The sequence below is a fragment of the Shewanella aquimarina genome, from assembly GCF_023349185.1.
GTDB classification, from domain to species: Bacteria; Pseudomonadota; Gammaproteobacteria; order Enterobacterales; family Shewanellaceae; genus Shewanella; species Shewanella aquimarina.
In genome coordinates, this window is sequence record NZ_JAKIKY010000007.1 from 230,502 (window position 1) to 251,508 (window position 21,007).

The window sequence follows — 21,007 nt, forward strand, 5'->3', positions numbered from 1 at the left end:
CATTAAGCGGCTTCTTTTATGTCGGGCGGAACTGAGATTAGCTGGCAACCTCAGGGGCGTCGCTCTCTTCGTTGCGATAGAACTGCTCTTGGTCGAGCTGGCCTTCCGACTTGCCCACCACGACGGCTGTCATCATGTCGCCGGTGACGTTGGTGGCGGTGCGGATCATGTCGATCACCCTGTCGATAGAGGCGATGAAGGCGATACCCTCGAGCGGCAGACCTACCACGCCCAGGGTGACAGAGAGCATCACCATGGCACTGCCCGGTACACCGGCGGTGCCCACAGAGGCCACTGTAGCGGTAACGGCGATCAGCATATAGTCGGTGGTTTCCAGCGGGATACCGTAGATCTGTGCGATGAAGATGGCGGCGATGGCCGGATAGATACCGCCACAGCCGTCCATGTTCATGGTGGCACCGAGTGGCAGCACGAAGGCGCCATATTTCTTCGACACGCCCATGGTCTCTGTGGCACGGGTGCTGGCGGGCAGGGTGCCGAAGCTCGATGCCGTGGTAAAGGCAACCAGCTGGGCCGGCATCGCTTTTCTGAAGAACTGCACCGCGCTAAGGCCTGCACCAAATCTCACCAGGCCGCCATAGACGAAGATCATGTGGATCAACGCGGCGATATAGATGGCACCGATAAACTTGCCAAGAGGCAGCAGGGTAGATAGACCATATTCGCCGACGACCCAGGCCATCAGGCCGAATACGCCGATAGGGGTCAGTTGCAGCACCATGCGGGTCAGCTGGAACATCACCTCGGCACCGGCTTCGATGGCGTGCTTGAGTGGCTCGGCCTTCTCGCCAACCTTATTGATGGCGATACCGACTAAGGCGGCAAAGACGATGATCTGTAGTACCTTGCCTTCTGCCAGAGAGGCAAACGGATTCACCGGGATCATGTCCAGTAGCACCTGTGCGAAACCGGGCACGTTACGTTCGCGCACCTCTGTGGTGGCCAGCTCCAGCGAGCCCCCCATGTCGATCAGGCTGCCGATGGTCAGGCCGATAAGCGAGGCGATGGTGCCGGTTAGCATGAACATGGCAAGGGTCTTGATACTCAGGCGCTTAAGGCTGACATCATTACCAAGAGAGGTGATGCTGACCACAATGGCGCAGAAGATAAGCGGCGCAACCAGCATCTTGATTGCCGCGATAAAGAGGTCGCCAAGGGGCTTTAGTTGGGTTGCTTGTTCACCTAGGATCACGCCCAGGCCTACCCCTAAAATGAAACCGGCGAGAACCTTCTGCCAAAAGGGGATCTGTTTAATTGTTTGCCACATGGGATCTATTCCAAATTTTATTAAGTCGTTATTGTGGATGGCGTTGTCGAATCAAAAATGAATTGCTTGTTCTAGCATGAGCCATCTAGGTATTTCAACCTTAGCGAGTGAGCCAGACATTGTATCTGGCCACAGCCTTGCTTACCAAAGCGATTTTGTTATAACTTATTGTGATATAAGAGTTTGTTTTAATAAGATTAAATTTTTACTTTTAGGTAACATCATCAGCTTGAATGACATACACATAAAAATTTACTTTTTTTCATTAGGTAAGGGATCATGACCGCGTTATGGTTGATCTTTAGTGGCGCCTTTTTGGCGGCCACCCTGTTGCCTGGAGGCTCTGAGGTGCTACTGGCGGCGCTGATTAATCAGGCACCAGAGACCTGGGTGTCGCTGGTGGTGATGGCAACCCTGGGGAACACCTTGGGATCTTTGACCAGTTACTATCTGGGCGCGCTGGGACGCTTTGCCAAGACGCCGGAGGAGATGGCTAGCGGTCGCTATCGTCATGGGTTACAGCTTGTCGAGCGCTACGGCTACTGGAGCCTGCTGCTCGCCTGGACCCCCCTCATCGGTGACATTTTATGCCTGCTGGCAGGCTGGCTTAGGATGCCACTGGTCAAGTCCAGCATAATGATTTTTATAGGGAAAGGAGTGCGCTATCTGCTGGTTGCAGCCTTGGCGCTACATTGGTTGTGAGCAGTCTGGTTTGTGTCTGATACTGAGTCGCCTCGCCATAGAGCCGACTCGATAAAAACACACCACTGCTTCAAATAGGAGTAAAGAATGAAAAAATGGATATTGGCTGCGGCAATCTCGGCCGCGCTAAGCGCCTGTGCCAACGCACCGGCAAACGTGGTGCTGCCTCAGGGCGTTTCGCTGATCGAAAATGTGGCCCTGGCCGAGTCGGGCGTCGGCATTCCCTACAAGAAATATCAGCTGGCCAACGGCTTAACGGTGATCCTGCATCAGGATCATTCCGATCCTCTGGTGCATGTGGATGTTACCTATCATGTGGGCTCGGCAAGAGAGCTGCCAGGACGCTCTGGATTTGCGCACCTATTTGAGCACATGATGTTCCAGGGCTCAGAGCATGTGGGCGACGAGCAGCACTTCAAGACGGTAACCGAGGCCGGTGGCACACTTAACGGCACCACCAACACAGACCGCACCAACTATTTCGAGACTGTGCCCAGCAATCAGCTAGAGAAGATGCTCTGGCTGGAGTCTGATCGCATGGGGTACTTCTTGCCCGCGCTGACAGACAACAAGTTCGAGGTGCAGCGCGAGACAGTGAAGAACGAGCGCGCCCAGCGTATCGACAATCAGCCCTATGGTCGCATGAACGAGCGCTTCAATCAGGCCTTCTACCCCAGCGGACATCAATATTCCTGGCCCGTCATCGGCTGGCCAGAGGATCTCAATCGTGCCCAGCTCGATGACGTGAAACACTTTTTCCAGCGCTGGTACGGCCCGAACAACGCCACACTCACCATAGGCGGCGATTTCGACGAGATGCAGACCCTGGCCTGGGTGAACAAATATTTCGGTGAGATCCCAAGAGGGCCAGAGGTGAAGCCTGAGGCCAAGACGCTGGTCACGTTAGATAAGACCCGCTACATCTCCATGGAAGACAGGGTGCACCTGCCGTTGCTGCGCATGGCATTTCCAACTGTGTATGCCAGCCACGAAGATGAGGCGGCGCTTGATCTGCTGGCCAACATCATCGGCGGCGGCCCCACCTCGCTGGTGTACAAGAACCTGGTGAAGGATGGATATGCTGTACAGGCTGGCGTGAGCCATCCTTGTCAGGAGCTGGCCTGTCAGTTCTCTATCTATGCCCTGGCCAATCCGGCCAGAGGCGGTCAGCTAGCGGATGTCGAGCAGCGCATCAGGGAATCTATTGCCGAGTTTGAACAGCGTGGCGTGACAGATGATGACCTACAGAAGGTGAAGGTACAGTTTGAGGCGAGCACCATCTTCGGCCTGCAGAGCGTCAAGGGCAAGGTATCGACCCTGGCCCTGAATCAGACCTTCTTCGGTAATCCCGATATGATAGCCCACGATCTCAAGCGCTACGCTAACGTCACCAAGGAAGATGTGATGCGGGTGTTTAACACTTACATCAAGGGCAAGCCGTCTGTGGTGATGAGTGTGGTGCCTCAGGGACAACAGCAGCTGATCGCCCACGAAGATAACTTTGTGGCGCCTGCGCCGCGTGTGGCGGCAGAGGCTGTGAGTGGCATGGTTGATGTGGCAAAGGCCGGAAGCAGCTTCGATCGCAGCGTCATGCCGAGCGCCCAGCAGGCACCCGTTATCACGGCGCCAAGCCTGTGGACAGATAAGCTGAGCAACGGCATAGAGGTCATGGGTACTGAGAGCGATGAGACCCCAACCGTCGAGCTGCTCATCTATCTTAACGGCGGCCATCGTTTGGCCGATGTGAAGCAGGCGGGGCTAGCCGGCCTGACCGCGGCCATGCTCAATGAATCCAGCGACAAGCGCAGCACAGAAGAGCTGGCCCAGGCGCTGGAGATGCTCGGCAGTAGTGTCAGTTTTGGCAGCAGCATCTATCAGAGCTATATCAAGGTGTCCGCCCTGACCTCGCATCTGGATGAGACCCTGGCGATCGTTCAGGAGAAGCTGTTCCATCCTGGCTTTAAAGAGAGCGATTTTGCCCGGGTGCAGCAACAACATCTGCAGAGCCTGCAGCACATGCAGTCGGACCCTAACTATGTCGCCGACAGTCAGTTCGATGCCTTGCTCTACGGCAAAAACACGGCCCTGGGCGTGAGCGACATGGGTACGCCAGAGACAGTATCTCAGCTGACACTGGACGATGTTAAGGCTTTCTACAACAAGCAGTTCCGCGCCGGTAACGCCCAGATAGTGGCCGTGACTAACCTGTCTAAGGCGCAGCTGATGCCTAAGCTTAAGGGCCTTGCCAAGTGGCAGGGGGAGGCGACGCCTATGCCTGAGCTTGCAGCCATGCCAAAGCTTGATGCCGGTACCGTCTATATTTTGGATAAGCCGGGCGCGGCACAGTCGGTGATCAAGATAGGTAAGCGTGCCATGGCCTATGACGCCACAGGAGAGTTCTTCAAGTCTTACCTGATGAACTACCCGCTCGGCGGCGCCTTTAACAGCCGCATCAACCTTAATCTGCGTGAAGACAAGGGCTACACCTATGGCGCCCGCAGTTACTTCAGCGGTGGTAGCGAGCTTGGCCTGTTCGAGGCATCGGCCAGCGTTCGTAGCGATGTGACGGCGCAGGCGCTCAGTGAGTTTGCCAAGGAGATCAATGCCTATCAGGCTGGCGGCATGACAGACAAGGAACTGAGCTTCCTGCGCAGCTCTATCTCTCAGGGTCAGGCTCTGGATTATGAGACGCCATACCAGAAGGCGGGCTTCATGCGGAAGATCCAGCGTTATGATCTCGCCGCCGATTACACTCAGCAGCAGGCCGAGATCATCAATTCGGTCAGCAAGGATGAGCTCAATCAGCTGGCGAAGGATAAGCTGGCACTGGACAAGATGATCGTCCTGATCGTCGGCGACAGAGGCAAGATAGAGCAAGAGATTAAGGCGCTTGGCTACCGGGTGAGTAATTTAGAGTTGTAATCTGTAGATTGCGCCCCAATATAAGCCCTAGCGGTGAGCATTAACTCTGCTCACCGCTTTATTTTTTCCCTTGCCAAGGATCTAGCACAGCGGCTATTTTGTGGTGATGGCGAAAGCAAACGCGCTTTTTGCAGGTCTGACTTGCAAGGCAAACGGTTGAAGCAATGAGAGACGAAGAATTTGAACTCTTTCGATGAAGTGATAGGCCTACTCGATAACGAGCAGGGAAGCGCCGCACTGGCAGGTATGCAACGAGGTATTGAGCGCGAAGCATTACGTATCGAGCCAAATGGTCATCTGGCCATGGATAAACATCCTAAGGCGCTCGGCTCGGCCCTGACCCATTCGCGGATCACCACAGACTACAGCGAATCCCTGTTAGAGTTTATTACCCCAGTCTATCAAGATATCCCCGCCTTGCTGACGGATCTCACCCAGACCCATGCCTTTACCGTAAGGCATCTGGGCGAGCAGCAGCTCTGGCCGGTGAGCATGCCCTGTTATGTGGGCGATGTGGCCGATATTCCCATTGCCGATTATGGCAGTTCCAATACCGGCAAGCTTAAACGTTTGTATCGCAAAGGGTTAACCTATCGCTATGGCGCCCAGATGCAGATCATCTCTGGTGTACACTTTAACTTTTCCGTGTCCGATGCCCTATGGGAGCAACTCTACCAGGCATCGGATAAACGTCTCAGCCGGGGCGATTTTATTTCCGAATCCTATTTGGGATTGATCCGTAACTATCGCCGTCTGGTATGGGTACTGCCTTATCTGTTTGGCGCCTCGCCGGCTCTGTGTGGCTCCTTCATCAAGGATCAACAAACCGATCTTGCCTTCGAGAAACTGGGTAAGGGCACCCTTTATCTGCCCTATGCCACCTCACTGCGCATGAGCGATCTGGGGTACACCAACAAGGAGCAGGAGCGGCTTAACATCAGTTACAACTCCCTGGCGGATTACCTCGAGGGGATCAACGCGGCCATCAAGATGCCATCGGCCAGTTTCGAGGCGATAGGCGTCAAGGTCGACGGCGAATTCCGTCAGTTGAATGCCAACGTGCTACAGATAGAAAACGAATTTTACTCACCCATCCGCGCCAAGCGGGTCACGCTGGCGGGCGAGAAGCCTTCTCAGGCATTGGCCCGCGCCGGAGTCGAATATATCGAGGTGCGTGCACTGGACGTTAATCCATTCAGCCCCGTGGGCATTGATGCCGATCAGGTGCGCTTCCTGGATCTCTTCCTACTGCACTGCCTGCTGACGCCATCGCCAAAGAGCGATGCACAGGACGAGGCAGCCATCGGCGATAACCTGAGCCGGGTGATCACCCGCGGCCGAGAGCCAGGGTTGACCCTTAACCGTGCCGGTGAGGAAGTGACGCTGCAGGCCTGGCTGGAGTCGCTCTTTGGTGAGCTAAACACTTTGGCCAAGCTGCTCGATGCTGAAGGACAGGCTTATCAAGACAGCCTGGCCCATTGGCTCGAGGCGGTGCGCGATCCTGCTAAGACGCTGTCTGGCCGCGTGATGTCGACGCTGCTGGCCGAGGGGATAGACCACAGTCAGTGGGTGAAATCCCTGGCGAAAGATTATTATCAGGCCCTGCTTGAGTATCCACTCTCTCAAGAGGTTGAGGCGGCCTATGAGGCGGCGGCTACGCAATCCCTAGCGGCCCAGGCCCAGCTTGAGGCCGAATCAACCCAGGACTTTGAGCAGTATCTTGCCGACTACTTTGCCGAGGCGCCCGCGCCGGTAGAGCAAGTGGTGTAAGTATGAAGGCTCGCGCTATTGGTGCAGGTGCTGGCCTGCTGACGCTGATGATGTTATCGGGCTGCGCCTCTGGGCCCGATAACGAGTCTTTGTGCGCGACCGTATCTGGCTATCAGATGCCCGATGAGTCCCAGGGCTTATACCGCGCCGTGGTGACCCACCTCAACGGTAAGCCTGTGATCTCAAGGCCCAACTATCGCCTCGCACCAGGGGAATACCAATTTACCCTGGCCGAGCTTATCGATTCGCCGCGGCTCAAGGTGAAACTCGCGGCGCGCAAGACCAAGACACTGACGCTGCATCTCGAGGCGAATCAGCGCTATCATCTCGCCGCGCAATTTAATCAAGACAAGATCTACCGCGGACTGGACAGCGACTACTGGCAGCCGGTGGTGTGGGTCCAAGAAAGTCACGAGTGTGAGTTTCTAAGCGAAAGCAATTAGTGCGCCTTTGCCAAGGTTAAAAATCCCTTTGGCCGAGGTGAAAAATCTCCTTGGCCGATTGCATCTCGCTAGTAAGGATGTGACACTAGCCTTTTGATTGAGTTATTGTTTCGGGCCTTTTGATGAGAAAGATTTCCTTTGCCTTACTTGCCGCCACGCTTCTGACTCTGGGCGGCTGTGCCACCTCTCCACCGGAGGATCCTGAGAACCTCTGCGCCATCTATCAAGAGAATCGAGACTGGTATGAGGCCGCGGTCAATACCCGCGAGAAGTGGGGCGTCCCGGTACATGTCCCGTTGGCCATGATGTATCAGGAGAGCTCATTTAAACATAATGCCGCGCCGCCGATGGAGTATTTCTTAGGCTTTATCCCCATCGGCCGTGCCAGCGACGCCTATGGCTATGCCCAGGCCAAGACGCTGACCTGGGATGACTATGTGCGTGAGACGGGAAACTCCTGGTCGAGCCGCAGTGATTTCGATGATGCCATGGACTTCATGGGCTGGTTTATCTACAAGACTCATAAGATCAACGGAGTCTCCAAGTGGGATGCCCGTAATCAGTATCTCAATTACCATGAGGGCTGGGGCGGTTATAAGCGTGGCACCTACAGGCAGAAGCCTTGGCTGATCAAGGTGGCCGACAAGGTCGACAAGCGCTCTAAGCGTTATGCCGCCCAGTACCACAGCTGTAAGGAAGATCTCGACTCCTCCTGGTTGTGGCGTCTCTTCTTCGGCTAACTGGTTGAATTTACCTCGCCTGCCTCTTTGAAAGGGGTGGGCGAGGTGCTGAGCCAAGACTCTCGATATGGCTAAATATGTCCGGTTGCGTCGTCAAATCGCCTAACAATTAGCTATTTATCACCTATCTATTACTTATCCAGCACTCCAGAACTCACTGTTTTTATATTCGCACAATGTTAATCGGTTATTTGGGGGCTAAGTCAATGCTGCCTAAGCCTTTTTACTGCACTTAGGTTAATCCCGCCGATCACTATTATCTGCATTTAAAAATGACTATAATGCGCGCAAAACAATAGCCTTACCCTACAAAAAGGATAAAAGATGACTAAGCCATTTGTTGCCGTACTCATGGGATCGGATTCTGATCTCCCAACAATGCAAGCCACCTTAGATGTACTTAAAACTTTCGGTATTCAATACGAAGCCAAGGTAACTTCGGCGCACCGCACGCCTGCAGCGACCCATGCTTACGTTCACGATGCCGAAGAACGTGGTTGTAAGGTATTTATCTGCGCGGCGGGTCTGGCGGCTCACCTGGCAGGTGCCGTAGCCGGTATCACTACTCGTCCGGTCATCGGTGTGCCAGTAGATTGCGGTCCACTACAGGGTCATGATGCTCTGCTATCGACAGTGATGATGCCTGGCGGTGTGCCTGTGGCAACCGTGGCTATCGGCAGTGCAGGCGCGAAGAACGCGGGTTACCTGGCGGCGCAGATGCTGGCCGTTGGCGATGACGCCCTGGCGCTTGCGGTGAAAGAAGAGCGTGCCAAGTCTGCCGAAGCCGTACAGGCAAAAGACGCCAAGCTACAAGAGAAATTAGCCAACGCATAATCTCATTTTTATGAGAAAAAAAGCCGCCAACCTTATAGGTAGACGGCTTTTTTTTGTCTTGTTTAACCCTTTAGCCAATTTCTAACGTTACTAGAATTAATGATGAGTTTAACGTGACAGCAGGAGTGTGAAATGTGGATGAATCTATCGACCCAAGTTAACGCCGTGCCGAGCACTGCTAACCTAAATCATTTGTCCTCGTTGGTGGTGGGATTTTTGTTCCTTATGCTCTCGGGCTGTCACATGACAAATCAACAATCACGTGAACAAAACACAGCTGAAGCGCAGGTGAAACAGACTGAAATCCTTGAGATACAGGCAACTGATAATAGCAGCGAACAGCCGCTAAAAGTGCTTAAGCAATCAACACGAGAAGAGCCTGCCGCCCCGAAAATAAAGCAGGGAGAGCATACCTTAGTTAAACCAATAGATAAGCCTTGGCCGCCTCAACCGGATCCTAAACCAGTATTGGAAGAGAAGCCTAGAAAGGACAGCATATAGTTGAATTTACAAGCATACCTTAGGTTAGCCGTAGACAAACGCAGCGAGGCGATGCAGACTCAGTCATAGAAGACTGATGATCCATATATGGATATGCATAGGGAGCCTAGCGTGACTAAGGTATCTGAAGATGATGTTGTAAAGGATCCTGATCAAACATTAATGATGCAATATGCCCAGGGAGATCAGGGAGCCTTTGAGCAGCTTTATCATAAACACAAGGGTGGCCTGTACCGCTATTTTAAGCGTCAACTCGGCGACGGTGCCTTGGCCGAAGACCTCTACCAAGAGACCTGGAGCCGGGTGATTAAGGCCGCCGCAGGCTACGAGCAGCGTGCCAAGTTTACCACTTGGCTCTATCGCATCGCCCACAACTTGCTAATCGATCATGTCAGGGCGCTCAAGCCGGTGGACAGCCTGAGTGATCCGGCGGGCGATGAACAGCCCTTGGAGGCTGTTATTCCCAGCGATGAGAGCGGCCCGGACGACCAGCTCGAGGATGAGCAGAAGGCCTCGATCTTAAAGGATTGCATCAGCCTTTTGCCCCATGTGCAGAAAGAAGCCTTTCTGCTGAATGTGGAGATGGGATTTACCGCGGCGGCCATTGGTGAGATCGCCGGGGTTGGCATGGAAGCCACCAAGAGTCGTATTCGTTATGCCAATCAGGCGCTTAAGGCCTGTGTGCAACAGAAGTGGCAGGAGCAGTCTAATGTCAGATGAAAACGATAAAATGCTCTCGGATGCCGAGCTAAAGGCACTCTATCTCGCAAAGGCGACAGAGCAGCCATCATCAGAGCTGGATGCCCGTATTCTGGCGATGGCCCAGCGACGCCTAGATGAGCAACACCTAAATGAGCAAGGTCTAAATGAACAGCAATTGGCCGAGCAAGAGAGTGAGGGAGCGGATAAGCAGAGCGGGTCTGCCAATGTTATCCAGGTTAGCTTCTGGCGCCGCTATCGCTGGCCGATGTCAACGGCCGCGTCAGTACTCCTGTTGTCTAGCCTGCTGCTGATGAACCTCAATGGACCAAATCCCATAGACGAGCAGGTTCGGCCCATGCTCGCCAGTGAGCCTCAGCCGATGAGGATGGCCGCGCCGCCCGAGCAGCAAGAGCCGAAAGTACAGCTGGGACCCAGTGCCCAGGCCGATGTCGACGCGCCCGAGATGGCGAGCCCCCAGGCCGTCACTATGATGTCTCGTAAAGCGCCTGCGGATCTCAAGACAGAGGTGAAGAGAGACACGCAGCCAGAAGAGCAGACAGACGAGCAGGCCAAGCTCGAGTCGCTAACGCCTAACGAAGCCGAAGTGAAAACCCAGGCCAAGGCGGTGATATCGGATATTCAGGCGGTGAATCATCTGCAGCAGCTGGTCGATGCCGAGCTGTGGCCTGATGCCGATACCCTTTACCAAAGATTGTTAAAGGAGCGTCCAAGGCTGGAAGATAGCAGCCATCCTCAACATGCCCAGTGGCGTGAGTTGGTGAATCAGATTAAGGCGCACCGACAGGACAACTAATGGGGTGAATTAGCAACGGGGCCTATGGGCCCCATTTGTTTTGAAGGGCTTAATTCGCTGGTGGATTTGGCTGGGTCATTATCAACCAATCTTTTACGCCATCTTTTACCACCCTCGTTTACCATCATCTTTTGCGACTCACCCTTAGCCCTCTCTTTTGACTAGCTTCTTTTGCTACCTCCGTTTGCCACCTCTTTTAGTTAAATAGATAGCGATATCCACTCCCCTTATCAGCCGACTAAAGGTCAGTGTAGGATTATGGATATTTGTACACATTTGCTAATACTTCTTTGGTCACAAATTACTGTAGATTTAAGGAAAGTTTGCTACCTTGTTGCCCCATAAGAATAAATCTGACTTAATCATGGGCGCTATATGAAACTTTCTCACCTGTTTGCCTGCTGCGCGATCGCCTTGGGCACAGCCTCTTCCGCACCACTCTTCGCCGCTCAAGCTGAAAATGTAAAAGCCGAGAGCCAAGCCGCAGAGCAGAACGTAGGTTATTACCGCTCGCCAGCCATTCATGGTGATACCCTAGTGTTTACCGCCGAGGGGGATCTTTGGGTTCAGCAGTTGGGCGATGCCCAGGCGAGAAGGCTTACCAGCCTGCCGGCGCAGGAGCTGGGCGCCGCCATCTCTAACGATGGTCAGCAGCTCGCCTTTGTCGCCAACTATGAAGGGGCCAGCGAGGTCTACGTGATGCCGGTTCAGGGGGGCGTGGCCAAGCGAGTCAGTTTCGAGAACAGCCGAGTAAGAGTGCAGGGCTGGACGGCTGATGGCAAGGTGCTCTATGCCACGGATAATGCCTTCGGCCCGGCCAACTATTGGGTGCTACGCAGCGTCGATCCTAAGACGCTAACCACCCAAGATCTGCCGCTGGCGGATGCCATCGAAGGTGTGGTGGACGATGCCGGTGATTATGTCTACTTTACCCGCTTCGGTCTGCAGGCCACCGGCGATAATGCCAAGGTGTATCGCGGTGGTGCCAAAGGCGAGTTGTGGCGCTATAAGCTCGGCAGCGACCAGGAGGCTCAGCCTCTGAGCGCCGAGCATGAAGGCTCGGTGCGCCAGCCCATGCTGTGGCAAGACCGCCTCTATTTCGTCAGTGACAGCAGGGGTAACGATAATATCTGGTCCATGGCGCTCGATGGCAAGGATCTACGTCAACATACGCAATTTAGTGACTGGCAGGTACGCGGTGCCCGTCTGGAGCAGGGGCGCGTGGTGTTTCAGCAGGGCGCCGACATCAAGCTCTATGATATCGCCAGCAATCAGGTGTCGAACCTGGATATTCATCTGACCTCGGATTTTGCCGAGCGCCGTGAGCACTGGGTCAATCAACCAATGAAGTATGCCACCTCGACTAGCCTGGCGCCGAGTGGCAACAAGGTGGTGATCACCGCCCGCAGCCACGTGGCGTTAGCGGGCACAGACGGTTCGCGCCTGATAGAACTGGCTTTGCCCGGCGACTACCGAGTTCGCGGCGCCGTGATGAGCCCGGATGGTAAATGGGTCTATGGCATCAGCGACGCATCGGGCGAGCAGGAGATCTGGCGCTACAGCGCAGATGGCAGCGATGAGGCCAAGCAGCTTACCCAAGATGCTAGCGCCCTGCGTATGGGTATCAGCCTGTCGCCCGATGGTCGTTACATTGCCCATGATGATTACAATGGCGATTTATGGCTCCTCGATCTCAAGAAGGGCCGCAACAGCAAGATATTGACCAATGGCCAGGGACTAGGTCCTTACGGCGATGTGGTCTGGTCGAACGACAGCCGTTTTATTGCTGTGACCAAGGATGAGCGTGGTCAGCAGAGGCCACAGATAGTGCTCTATTCTCTGGATGAGAAGCGGGCCGAGGCGCTGACCAGCGACAAGTATGAGTCATTCTCGCCAGCCTTCAGCGACGATGGTCAGTGGCTCTATTTCATCTCTAATCGTGAATTTAATGCGACTCCCACCTCACCCTGGGGCGATCGCAACATGGGGCCGGTATTCGACAAGCGCGGACAGATCTTCGCCCTGGCGCTGACGCCAAAGGCGGTCTTCCCCTTTACTAAGCCTAACGAGTTAAATCAGCAGTCTGCTAAAGAAGCGAGCGCCGCCGATAAGCCCACCAAGACTCAGGTTCAGTGGCAGGGGCTTGGTAAGCGTCTATGGCAGGTGCCTGTGGCGTCGGGCAACTATAGTCAGTTGCAGGTAACCGCCAAGGGATTGTATCTCTTGTCTCATTCGGTCGATGGCGCCCAGGCGCCGTCGCTTAAGTGGATCAAATTTGATCCCCTCGGACCTAAGGTTGAGACCTTCAGTGACGATGTGGCCAGCTATGGGCTTTCAGCCGATGACAGCAAGCTCTTCATGCGCCGCCACAGCAAAGGGGGCGCGGAGATGCTAATCGTCGATGCGGGCGAGTCGCTGCCCAAGGAGCTAAATCATGCCAAGGTGCAGACCGAACAATGGCAACTGGCTATTTCGCCTCAGCTTGAGTGGCAGCAGATGTTTGAAGATGCCTGGCTGATGCACAGAGATTCCTTCTTCGACAAGAAGATGCGCGGCCTCGACTGGCAGGCGACCAAGGCCAAGTATCAGCCACTGCTGGCCAGGCTGACGGATCGCCATGAGCTCAACGATATCTTTATGCAGATGATGGGCGAGCTCGATGCCTTGCACTCTCAGGTGCGTGGTGGCGACCTGCCACAGGATCCTAACCAGCCTAAGGGGGCGAATTTAGGGGCCCGTCTGCTACAGACCAAGCAAGGGGTCAAGATAGCCCATATCTACCAAAACGATGCCGAGTTACCCCAGCAGGCCTCGCCGCTGGCCAGGGTCGATGTCGATGCCAGGGGGGGTGACTTGATACTGGCTATCAATGGTAAGCCGGTTGAAAACGTTGCCGACGTGGCACGTCATCTACGCAATCAGGCCGATAAGCAGGTGCTGCTGACCCTTAAACGCGAGGGTAAGGCGCTCAAGACCATAGTCTTGCCTGTGGCTAACCGCGTCGATGCCAAGCTGAGATACCTAGATTGGGTCAACAACAATAACCAGAAGGTGGCTAAGGCGGCAGGCGATGACATAGGTTACCTACACCTCTATGCCATGGGCTCAGGCGATATCGCCAACTTTGCCCGCGAGTTCTACGCCAACATTGAGAAGAAGGGCTTGATCATCGATGTGCGCCGTAACCGTGGCGGTAACATCGACAGCTGGATCATCGAGAAGCTGCTGCGCCGCGCCTGGATGTTCTGGCAGCCTACCCAAGGCACGCCAAATACCAACATGCAGCAGACCTTCCGTGGTCACCTGGTGGTGTTAACCGATCAGCTGACCTATTCAGATGGCGAAACCTTCTCTGCCGGCATCAAGGCGTTAGGCCTGGCGCCGCTCATCGGCAAGCAGACCGCCGGTGCCGGTGTCTGGCTCTCGGGTCGTAACTCGCTGACCGATAAGGGGATGGCACGTGTTGCCGAATATCCTCAGTATGCCATGGATGGACGCTGGATAGTGGAGGGTCGAGGCATCAGCCCGGATATCGAGGTCGACAATCTGCCCCACGCCACCTTTAAGGGAGAAGATGCCCAGTTGAATAAGGCGCTTAACTATCTCAAGCAGAAGCTGGAACTCGAGCCTGTATTGCCGATTAAGGCGCAGCCGATGCCAGGCAGCGGGATGGCCCAAGACGTTAAATAAAGCTTTTTATAACGCCTTAACTTAACCCATACCATTTTAGGGGGTTACCGACCAAGCAGTTCCCAGGTCGGTAACCTCCATTTTTATGGGCGCTGATTTACGTGCTCGGATATATGTATGCTGAGCACGATTTCTCTGTGGTAAAGGCTAGGCGCCGGAGACGGTGTGAGTGCTATGGTGTATCGCCAGCCCAGCGTATCGCCAGCTCAGTGTGGGCCATTGGCATCTTGAGGCATTGGCATCTTGAGGTAAGGGCACCTTGAGCCGTCAGCGTTAGCCAGGGATGATCTCGATTGCTATCTCTTTGGCCAGGGAGTTAGCGATAAAGCAGTGTTTGTGGGCCAGGGCATGCAGCTTCGTTAACTGTTCGTCGTTTAATGGCGGCACAGATTGAACCTTGGGTCTTAAGCTGATGTGGGTGATCGCCGTTCTCCCCTGAGCGTTGGTGCCCAGCTCGGCGCTCGCCTCGTCATGATAGCTTATCAGGGTGAGTCGCTTCTTTTGCACTATGGTGAGAAAGCTCAGCATGTGGCAGGCCGCCAGCGCGCTCAGCAGACTCTCTTCTGGATTGACTCGCGTATCATTACCGCGATATTCGGCGGCGGCCGACCCCTGCAAATGCTGACCACTACCAAAGCCAAGCTGATGATCTGTCGATCTGAGATTGGTAGCACTATCCTGCGCTGGCCATGAGATGTTTACCGAAAAAGACACGCTTGCGACTCGTTAGTGTGAGGTGGCATTAATATAACAGAGTCACGCTGACTTAGCAGGCGCTTAGGCCTGATACCAACTCATCGCCTGTTCATTGCTTTTGGCATAGGTCTGCATGGCAGAAACCTGTTGCTGTTGCATGCTAGCGTTGACGACTGCACTGCGTGCGTCGTCATGCCGGGATAGATAATAGATGCTGACCGGTGACAAACCATTATGATTGCCCGTGACGATAGAAGCCATGTCGCTGCGTACCTGATATTCGAGCTGGGCCTTCTTATAGGCCTTTAGTTTGTCCAGCACATCTTCAGGTTCTGAGCGATTTAGTTGCTGAGTCGCTGTTGCTTGAGCAGTGGCCTTATCATGTTCACTTAGCTGTCTTGCCAGGGCCGAGATGGTCACTGTGTCCTGCACGCCATCGACCTTAGTCTCCACAGTCTGCGAACCTTGGTGTGGCGTCATCTTGCCTGCTGGTGGCATGATGACCGCATTGTCATCTTGCCTTTTCACTTGTTGATTGGCCAGTTGATTGAGCTGTTGGTAGGCCATTTCCGGAGAAACTTGCATCTTAATTCGCCTTAGTCACCTGTAGTCTGATTAGGCGTATCCTAATGGACTGAGGCTGTACCTTAGCTGAATTAATGACCAGTTAGGCGATTAGGCTGCTGCCTCCAAACACTAAGGTAAAGACACTGGTTAGGGTTAACACCAAAGGCAGGCGCTTGGCCTGGTAACTCAGCAGCAAGATGGTGGACAGTGCCGTAATGGTCATCACGCCAAAGAAGACGATGCTGCCGTAGCCCAGATGATAATAGTGGATGCATTGGCCATAGCTGCCGAGTAATAGTAACCAGGCAAATCCTGTTAGCCAGCGTTGCTCGGCCCTCGTCGGGGCTCGACCAAAGCAGTCTTTATAATGGCCGAACATAGACAGCGCCATCAAACTAAAGGCGATGACGCCAAGACAAAGGGCTAATATCATTGGCGAGCCTCCTCTAAGCTTAGGTCTCTCGATTCTTTCTTATTAACCGCTGCTCTGGGAGTAAGAGTGTTAGCTGTGCTAGGCGTGGCTGATTTACTGTTTAGCCTGCTAGTGGCGCCTTGGCGCGAAGAGATCAGCTTAGTGCGTGACACCTGCCTGGCGGCAAACCCCAGTGCTAAGGCAGACAGCAGGCTGATCATATCGAAACCCACCAGGGTCCATTGGTTATCGGCCATGTTGCTAAGCAGACTCTGCCCAGAGGTGACGGCGCCTAGAAGCGGCAGCGCAGCAAAGGCCAGGGCACTCAGGGCTAACCATTGACGCCAACGTCGCCAGGATTGCGTGCAGCGCAGCCCATCCCACAGCGCAACGATGGCAATGACGGCCAGGGTGATAAAGAAGAGATCCACCTCTCGTTGGGCTCGGTCAACCATATCGACTGGTAACAGGCGGTTGGCATAGAAAAAGCCTGCCGTGGCGAGAGGAAGGCCACAGATGAAGCTGATGTTGAGCCCATCCACCAGCCTGAGGCCAATGCTTGGCCTGGCCCCTGTTTTAATGGCTTTTTGTTGTTTCTGTGCGATTTTCACCGCCCATAGCAGGGTGCCTGTGGCCACCATGGCGCAACCTAGCAGACCACAGAGGAAGAACAATCCCCTCAAGGCCCAGTCGGCAAAGCGCGCGGTATGCAGTGACATCAGGGTGTCGTAGGTCTTGTAGGTGACGCTCTCTGGGTTGCCTAAGGATTTAAGCTCGCCCGTTACCCCATCGAAGACAAGTAGATTGCGTCTATCTGTCACCGTCTGCTCGCTGTTAAGGGTAAAGCTGATGCGGCTGTTGTCACGCCCCGGGCCTGTGATGCTCACCTGTTTCAGCGGCGCAATGCCCCATTGACGCTCGACTTGACTGACGAGTCTGGCCGCATCGAAGAGGGGCGCCTGGGTATCGCCTGGCTTTTCCTGTATTCGTGCGGGGTTGAGATCGGCCCTGAAGGCGCGCACGTCACCATCGTATTGCTGCAGAGCGCCCCATGGCATGAACATGAACATCAGGGTGATGAGACCCGTGTAGGTGATGATCAGATGATAGGGCAGTGCCATCACGGCGCTGACATTGTGAGCGTCGAGCCAGGAGCGACTGCCCTTGGCAGGCCTGAAGCTGAAGAAGTCTTTAAAGAGCCGCTTGTGGATCACCACGCCGCTGATCAAGGCGATCAGCATCGCCATTGTGGCGAGCCCTACTATCCAGCGCGCGGCCACCACGGGGAGGTAATGGAGATCGAAATGCAGGCGATAGAAGAAGTTGCCACCGCGGGAGTCGCGAATGTCAGTGATCATCTGCTGACCATCCTGGTTCACCACATGCTCGTGGAATTTGCCGCGGCGTTCGCCTGCTTTCGGCGCATCTGCCCAGCCGAAGCTCAGATAGGGCTTACGCTCGCTCGGAAAAGAGATGGTCCAGCTGGCGGCATCGGGCGCCTTATCGGCCAGATATGCCTGGCCCTTGGTGATTTGCTGCTCAACTTGCCTTTGGTCATAGTCTTGGAACACGGCTTGGTGCAACTCGGGCTTACTCCACAGGCTGATCTCATGGCGAAAATAACTCAGGCTGCCGGCAAAGAAGATGAGTAGCAGTAGCCAGCAGACGGCGAGACCGGCCCAGGTATGCAGCCAGGTCATGGAGCGAAAAAAAGTCTCTTTCATGGGATTAACCTAAAACGAGTGTGAGGCCGTAAAGCAGGCTGCAGAGTGCCACGGGTTCCAGCACCACACGTAGGTGGGACCTTAGGCTAAAGAGTCGAATGATCATCATGGCAAAGAGGCTAAAGGAGACCATGGTGCCCACAAGCACGGCGTCGAGACGGCTTAGGGGCAGAGATTGCGCCAGCAGCACAGTGGTGAGCGCCGCCACGCCATAGCCACCAAACAGGGAGGCGAGCAGGCGTACGATGACCGAAGCTCTGGGAGATAGGTCTCGCTTGATTGGCGTCAGACGCTGAGAAATGCTTGTATTCACTATGGATAAATTGATGACCTATAATTCAGGTCATTCTACACTTGTTGAGATGGGTTCTCATTCGTATTTACATGTAAAGCTCATCTCTTAGCCTAGCGAGGATGCTAGGGCCTGTTTATCTTTCGCGTTCATTTTTGCAGCATTCTGTATCGCTTTTATACAAGGCAGAGCGATTGTAATGTGGTGTGCTACATCAATGAGCGATAACGCAGTAGAAAAATGATACAGACGCTGCCCGCAGGGTTCGTCTTGAGAACGTTCAACTCTTTGTTACTCGGCTTTTATATAGAATAACTATACAGCAAGCCTCATGCCGCGATTTGAACGTGCTCAATTAGAACGAAATTTGTTCTCAAAAGGTCAACAGGCCCTAAGGTGACGTCATAAAGTCAGATTGATTAAATTTTGTTTATTTTGTGGGATTTATGGCCGAAACCGCTCGTTTGCACCCGATATCCTGTTTTTGCCGCTTGATTTTAACCTGTATGGGGAGTAGATCTTAGTAGACAGTGAATGGAGATTTACTTGGATATCGCCCATGCTTACATAGGCGTCAATTGAAAAAAAAGTGCTTCAGTCCCTTGTTTTTTCTTTTAATCATCCCAAGTTCATTATTGAAGTCATCCTAAAAAGGAAAACCTATGAAAATAAATCTTTCTGGTCATCACGTAGATATCACCGATTCAATTAAAGAGCATGTGAATCAAAAGTTTTCCAAGATCGCGACCCATTTCCCAACGCTCATTTCACTCGATGTCATCATTGCTAAAGAGCACGGAGAGTTTCAGGTCGAACTCAGTACCAATTATGAAGGTAGCCGGATATCCGCCTCTGGGAGTGACGATGTTATGTATCCAGCTATCGCAAATGCCGCCAAAAAACTGGATGCGGCGTTAAAGCACAGAAAAGGGCAGTTGAAGGCAGATCTGCATCAAAAGCCAGTAAGTACCACACCTGAGATAGCCCATGAGATCATCCAGGAGATGAAGTTGGTCTAATCAGCCTGCCAGGTAAGTGATATAGAGAAGCCACCCTAAGGGTGGCTTTTTTATGTTCGTCCTAAACCCGAACAGGGCTGAAAGGCTAATGCGGTTAAGGCCAGGCTGTTAAAGCAAATGCAGTAAAAGTCAGTGCGGTTAAGGCAACTCTACCTCTAGCGCCGGGCATTCAAGCGTCGTGATCAGCTGCTTGTCGCTTAGGTCTTGATAGAGTCTCATGGGCTTCAGCGCCGCTCTGTATCGACCAGGCGGGATCTCAAACGCCTGGGCAAGCGCCAAAGAGACGGTTAGGGATTTACCCGCAGGCAGAAGCAGGTAGTCGTCATCAAGTGGCTCGCCGCGCTTGGCCAGTGCGCCCTGGTAATCGAGTTTCTGTTGATTGCTAAGGTCGGTCAGGGTCAGAAACTCACTAAACCAGGCATCGAAGGGCGTGTGCCAGCTAAGCAGATACCAGCTGGTTTCGGTGGGGGCCTGTATCTCGAAGGTGAGGGTATTGTCTTGCTCCGCCTTTAATAGGCGACAGGTGGGCAGTGCTTGATGTGCGAGGCTGTTCATACTGATCGTCCAGAGTAGCAAGAGGCTAAGAGACAGAGACCTTAAAGGCGTAAACATAGGCGTTAACCCTTGGCATAGACTAAACAAAAAAAGGGCGGATAATTCCGCCCTCTAACTGACAAGAAAGATAATAAGAAGATTAGTTTAAGTTAGGCGTGTTTTCAGCAAAATATTCATGGCTGTCAGCATTTTGAATCGCCTGTGAAGGATCGCTGATCGCCAAAGATTTTGCACCACTCTGACCGTAAACGATGTCATCGGTACCGGCAACTACATTGAAGTGGCTGGTTTCGTGGATGATGGTGCCGCCCTTAGAGTCTGTGCCCGATGTTGGGGCTGACCAGAAGGCATTACACATGTAGATCTTGTATGGCTGAGTTGGGTAAACATAAGCGTAGTATTGCTTCTTACAGCTACAGTCAAAGGTCAACGGCTCGTTGTTAAGCGCACTGTCGATCTTGCTGAAGTTATTGCTTACCGTGTTCCAGCGAGAAGAGCTGTAGGCACCAAACCAGGTGCTGTAACGCTGAGAGTTGCTGCTGGCCGTGGCCAGGTGCTGGTTAGCGTCGGCAGACATAGTCTTAGCCGCAGCCAGGCCAGCAAGGATATCGCTCTGCTGTGAGTTGCTGCAGCGACCGGTGAAAGAGATACCGTCAGGTGTAGTACCGCCGCCATCGCCAGTGCCTGGCTTACCCTTGTTAGCGCCGCCCTTAAATTCGCGACCCTCTAGGTAGAAGCTGGCTGGCGCCGAATGTATGCCTTCTACGCCCAGGCGAGCCAGCTTCTTGGCTTGGCCAGGATTTGGCGCAAACAGTTGCAAAGAGCTGACATCGTAGCTGATCTCATAGTTGGCTGTAGACGACATGTCGTATAGCGACGAAAGCTCTACCTGATAAGAGATGCTCTCGCCAGATTTTAGCTTGATGTAGTCCTTATGGCTTGGTGCTGGACGCTTGTAGTGAGCGCCAAGGTAAGGGCGCTCCTGACCGTCAGCGGTAACTTTAAATAGCGACTCTTCAACACCATCTGCCGCGGTAAACCACTTGAGTAGTTTCACCGGAACGTTTGCTTCATTGGTCAGGGTTAGCGTGACCATCACGTCCTGGTCGCTGCTAAAGCTGTCTTGGCTCATCTGCAGCTTAGCGGCGATCCCCTCGGCGAGGGCCGATTGACTCAGTAAGGTGGTAGCAATGGCGAGTGTTGATAATTTGAATAGCTTGCTCATCAATTTGTCCTTTTGATTGAGGTTGTTCTTATTGTGTTTACAAATGTTACTCAAATGTTGCGAAATCGAGTTTATGTCGAACCGCTAATGAAAAGCAAGACTAAGTTGGCG

19 protein-coding genes are annotated in these 21,007 nt (G+C 53.7%); 11 read left to right on the top strand and 8 right to left on the bottom strand.

Annotation, left to right across the window (positions count from 1 at the left end):
• Positions 1 to 37: 37 nt before the first annotated feature.
• On the bottom strand, positions 38 to 1,288 hold the full coding sequence (locus tag L2731_RS10900) for a dicarboxylate/amino acid:cation symporter (protein ID WP_249253103.1): 1,251 nt from the start codon (positions 1,286 to 1,288) through the stop codon (positions 38 to 40).
• 279 nt (positions 1,289 to 1,567) lie between these two features.
• Here L2731_RS10900 and L2731_RS10905 point away from each other — a divergent pair, with 279 nt between their 5' ends.
• From L2731_RS10905 to L2731_RS10950, 10 genes are all read left to right on the top strand, one after another.
• On the top strand, positions 1,568 to 1,990 hold the full coding sequence (locus L2731_RS10905; protein WP_249253105.1) for a YqaA family protein: 423 nt from the start codon (positions 1,568 to 1,570) through the stop codon (positions 1,988 to 1,990).
• A gap of 87 nt (positions 1,991 to 2,077) precedes the next feature.
• Positions 2,078 to 4,912 carry a M16 family metallopeptidase gene (locus tag L2731_RS10910; protein WP_249253107.1) on the top strand — a complete coding sequence of 945 codons (2,835 nt, stop codon included), beginning with the start codon at positions 2,078 to 2,080 and terminating at the stop codon, positions 4,910 to 4,912.
• A gap of 180 nt (positions 4,913 to 5,092) precedes the next feature.
• Positions 5,093 to 6,682, top strand: a complete 1,590-nt coding sequence (gshA, locus tag L2731_RS10915; protein ID WP_249253109.1) for a glutamate--cysteine ligase — start codon at positions 5,093 to 5,095, stop codon at positions 6,680 to 6,682.
• A gap of 2 nt (positions 6,683 to 6,684) precedes the next feature.
• Positions 6,685 to 7,125, top strand: a complete 441-nt coding sequence (locus tag L2731_RS10920; RefSeq protein ID WP_249253112.1) for a hypothetical protein — start codon at positions 6,685 to 6,687, stop codon at positions 7,123 to 7,125.
• 122 nt (positions 7,126 to 7,247) lie between these two features.
• On the top strand, positions 7,248 to 7,865 hold the full coding sequence (locus tag L2731_RS10925; RefSeq protein ID WP_041510499.1) for a transglycosylase SLT domain-containing protein: 618 nt from the start codon (positions 7,248 to 7,250) through the stop codon (positions 7,863 to 7,865).
• Between the two features lie 324 nt (positions 7,866 to 8,189).
• Positions 8,190 to 8,699, top strand: a complete 510-nt coding sequence (gene purE, locus L2731_RS10930; protein ID WP_041510500.1) for a 5-(carboxyamino)imidazole ribonucleotide mutase — start codon at positions 8,190 to 8,192, stop codon at positions 8,697 to 8,699.
• A 132-nt stretch (positions 8,700 to 8,831) separates the two neighbouring features.
• Positions 8,832 to 9,200: a hypothetical protein gene (locus L2731_RS10935; protein ID WP_249253114.1), complete on the top strand. Its 369-nt coding sequence runs from the start codon at positions 8,832 to 8,834 to the stop codon at positions 9,198 to 9,200.
• 93 nt (positions 9,201 to 9,293) lie between these two features.
• Complete coding sequence (locus L2731_RS10940) at positions 9,294 to 9,920, top strand: sigma-70 family RNA polymerase sigma factor (RefSeq protein WP_415837098.1); 627 nt, start codon at positions 9,294 to 9,296, stop codon at positions 9,918 to 9,920.
• Positions 9,910 to 10,716 (top strand): hypothetical protein, encoded by an 807-nt coding sequence (locus tag L2731_RS10945; protein ID WP_249253115.1) that lies wholly within the window; start codon positions 9,910 to 9,912, stop codon positions 10,714 to 10,716. Before L2731_RS10940 ends, L2731_RS10945 begins: the two co-directional genes overlap by 11 nt.
• A gap of 375 nt (positions 10,717 to 11,091) precedes the next feature.
• Entirely contained in the window at positions 11,092 to 14,406 is a 3,315-nt protein-coding gene (locus L2731_RS10950; protein ID WP_249253116.1) for a S41 family peptidase, read from the top strand.
• A gap of 273 nt (positions 14,407 to 14,679) precedes the next feature.
• Here L2731_RS10950 and L2731_RS10955 read toward each other — a convergent pair whose 3' ends face one another.
• The 5 genes from L2731_RS10955 to L2731_RS10975 form a co-directional block, all read right to left on the bottom strand.
• Positions 14,680 to 15,120: an OsmC family protein gene (locus L2731_RS10955; protein WP_249253117.1), complete on the bottom strand. Its 441-nt coding sequence runs from the start codon at positions 15,118 to 15,120 to the stop codon at positions 14,680 to 14,682.
• 63 nt (positions 15,121 to 15,183) lie between these two features.
• Positions 15,184 to 15,687 (bottom strand): hypothetical protein, encoded by a 504-nt coding sequence (locus L2731_RS10960; protein ID WP_249253118.1) that lies wholly within the window; start codon positions 15,685 to 15,687, stop codon positions 15,184 to 15,186.
• A gap of 82 nt (positions 15,688 to 15,769) precedes the next feature.
• A complete protein-coding gene (locus L2731_RS10965; protein WP_249253119.1) occupies positions 15,770 to 16,102 on the bottom strand; it encodes a DUF3325 domain-containing protein in 333 nt (110 codons plus the stop codon).
• On the bottom strand, positions 16,099 to 17,805 hold the full coding sequence (locus L2731_RS10970) for a PepSY-associated TM helix domain-containing protein (protein WP_249253120.1): 1,707 nt from the start codon (positions 17,803 to 17,805) through the stop codon (positions 16,099 to 16,101). Before L2731_RS10970 ends, L2731_RS10965 begins: the two co-directional genes overlap by 4 nt.
• 4 nt (positions 17,806 to 17,809) lie before the next feature.
• Entirely contained in the window at positions 17,810 to 18,118 is a 309-nt protein-coding gene (locus L2731_RS10975; protein WP_249253121.1) for a hypothetical protein, read from the bottom strand.
• A 641-nt stretch (positions 18,119 to 18,759) separates the two neighbouring features.
• Here L2731_RS10975 and hpf point away from each other — a divergent pair.
• Positions 18,760 to 19,116, top strand: coding sequence for a ribosome hibernation-promoting factor, HPF/YfiA family (gene hpf / locus L2731_RS10980; RefSeq protein ID WP_041510507.1), 357 nt, complete (start codon positions 18,760 to 18,762; stop codon positions 19,114 to 19,116).
• A gap of 138 nt (positions 19,117 to 19,254) precedes the next feature.
• Here hpf and L2731_RS10985 read toward each other — a convergent pair whose 3' ends face one another.
• On the bottom strand, positions 19,255 to 19,671 hold the full coding sequence (locus L2731_RS10985; protein WP_249253122.1) for a hypothetical protein: 417 nt from the start codon (positions 19,669 to 19,671) through the stop codon (positions 19,255 to 19,257).
• 139 nt (positions 19,672 to 19,810) lie between these two features.
• The gene (locus tag L2731_RS10990) at positions 19,811 to 20,896 is read right to left on the bottom strand and encodes a M35 family metalloendopeptidase (RefSeq protein ID WP_249253124.1); all 1,086 of its coding nucleotides are present in this window, start codon (positions 20,894 to 20,896) and stop codon (positions 19,811 to 19,813) included.
• Positions 20,897 to 21,007 lie beyond the last annotated feature (111 nt).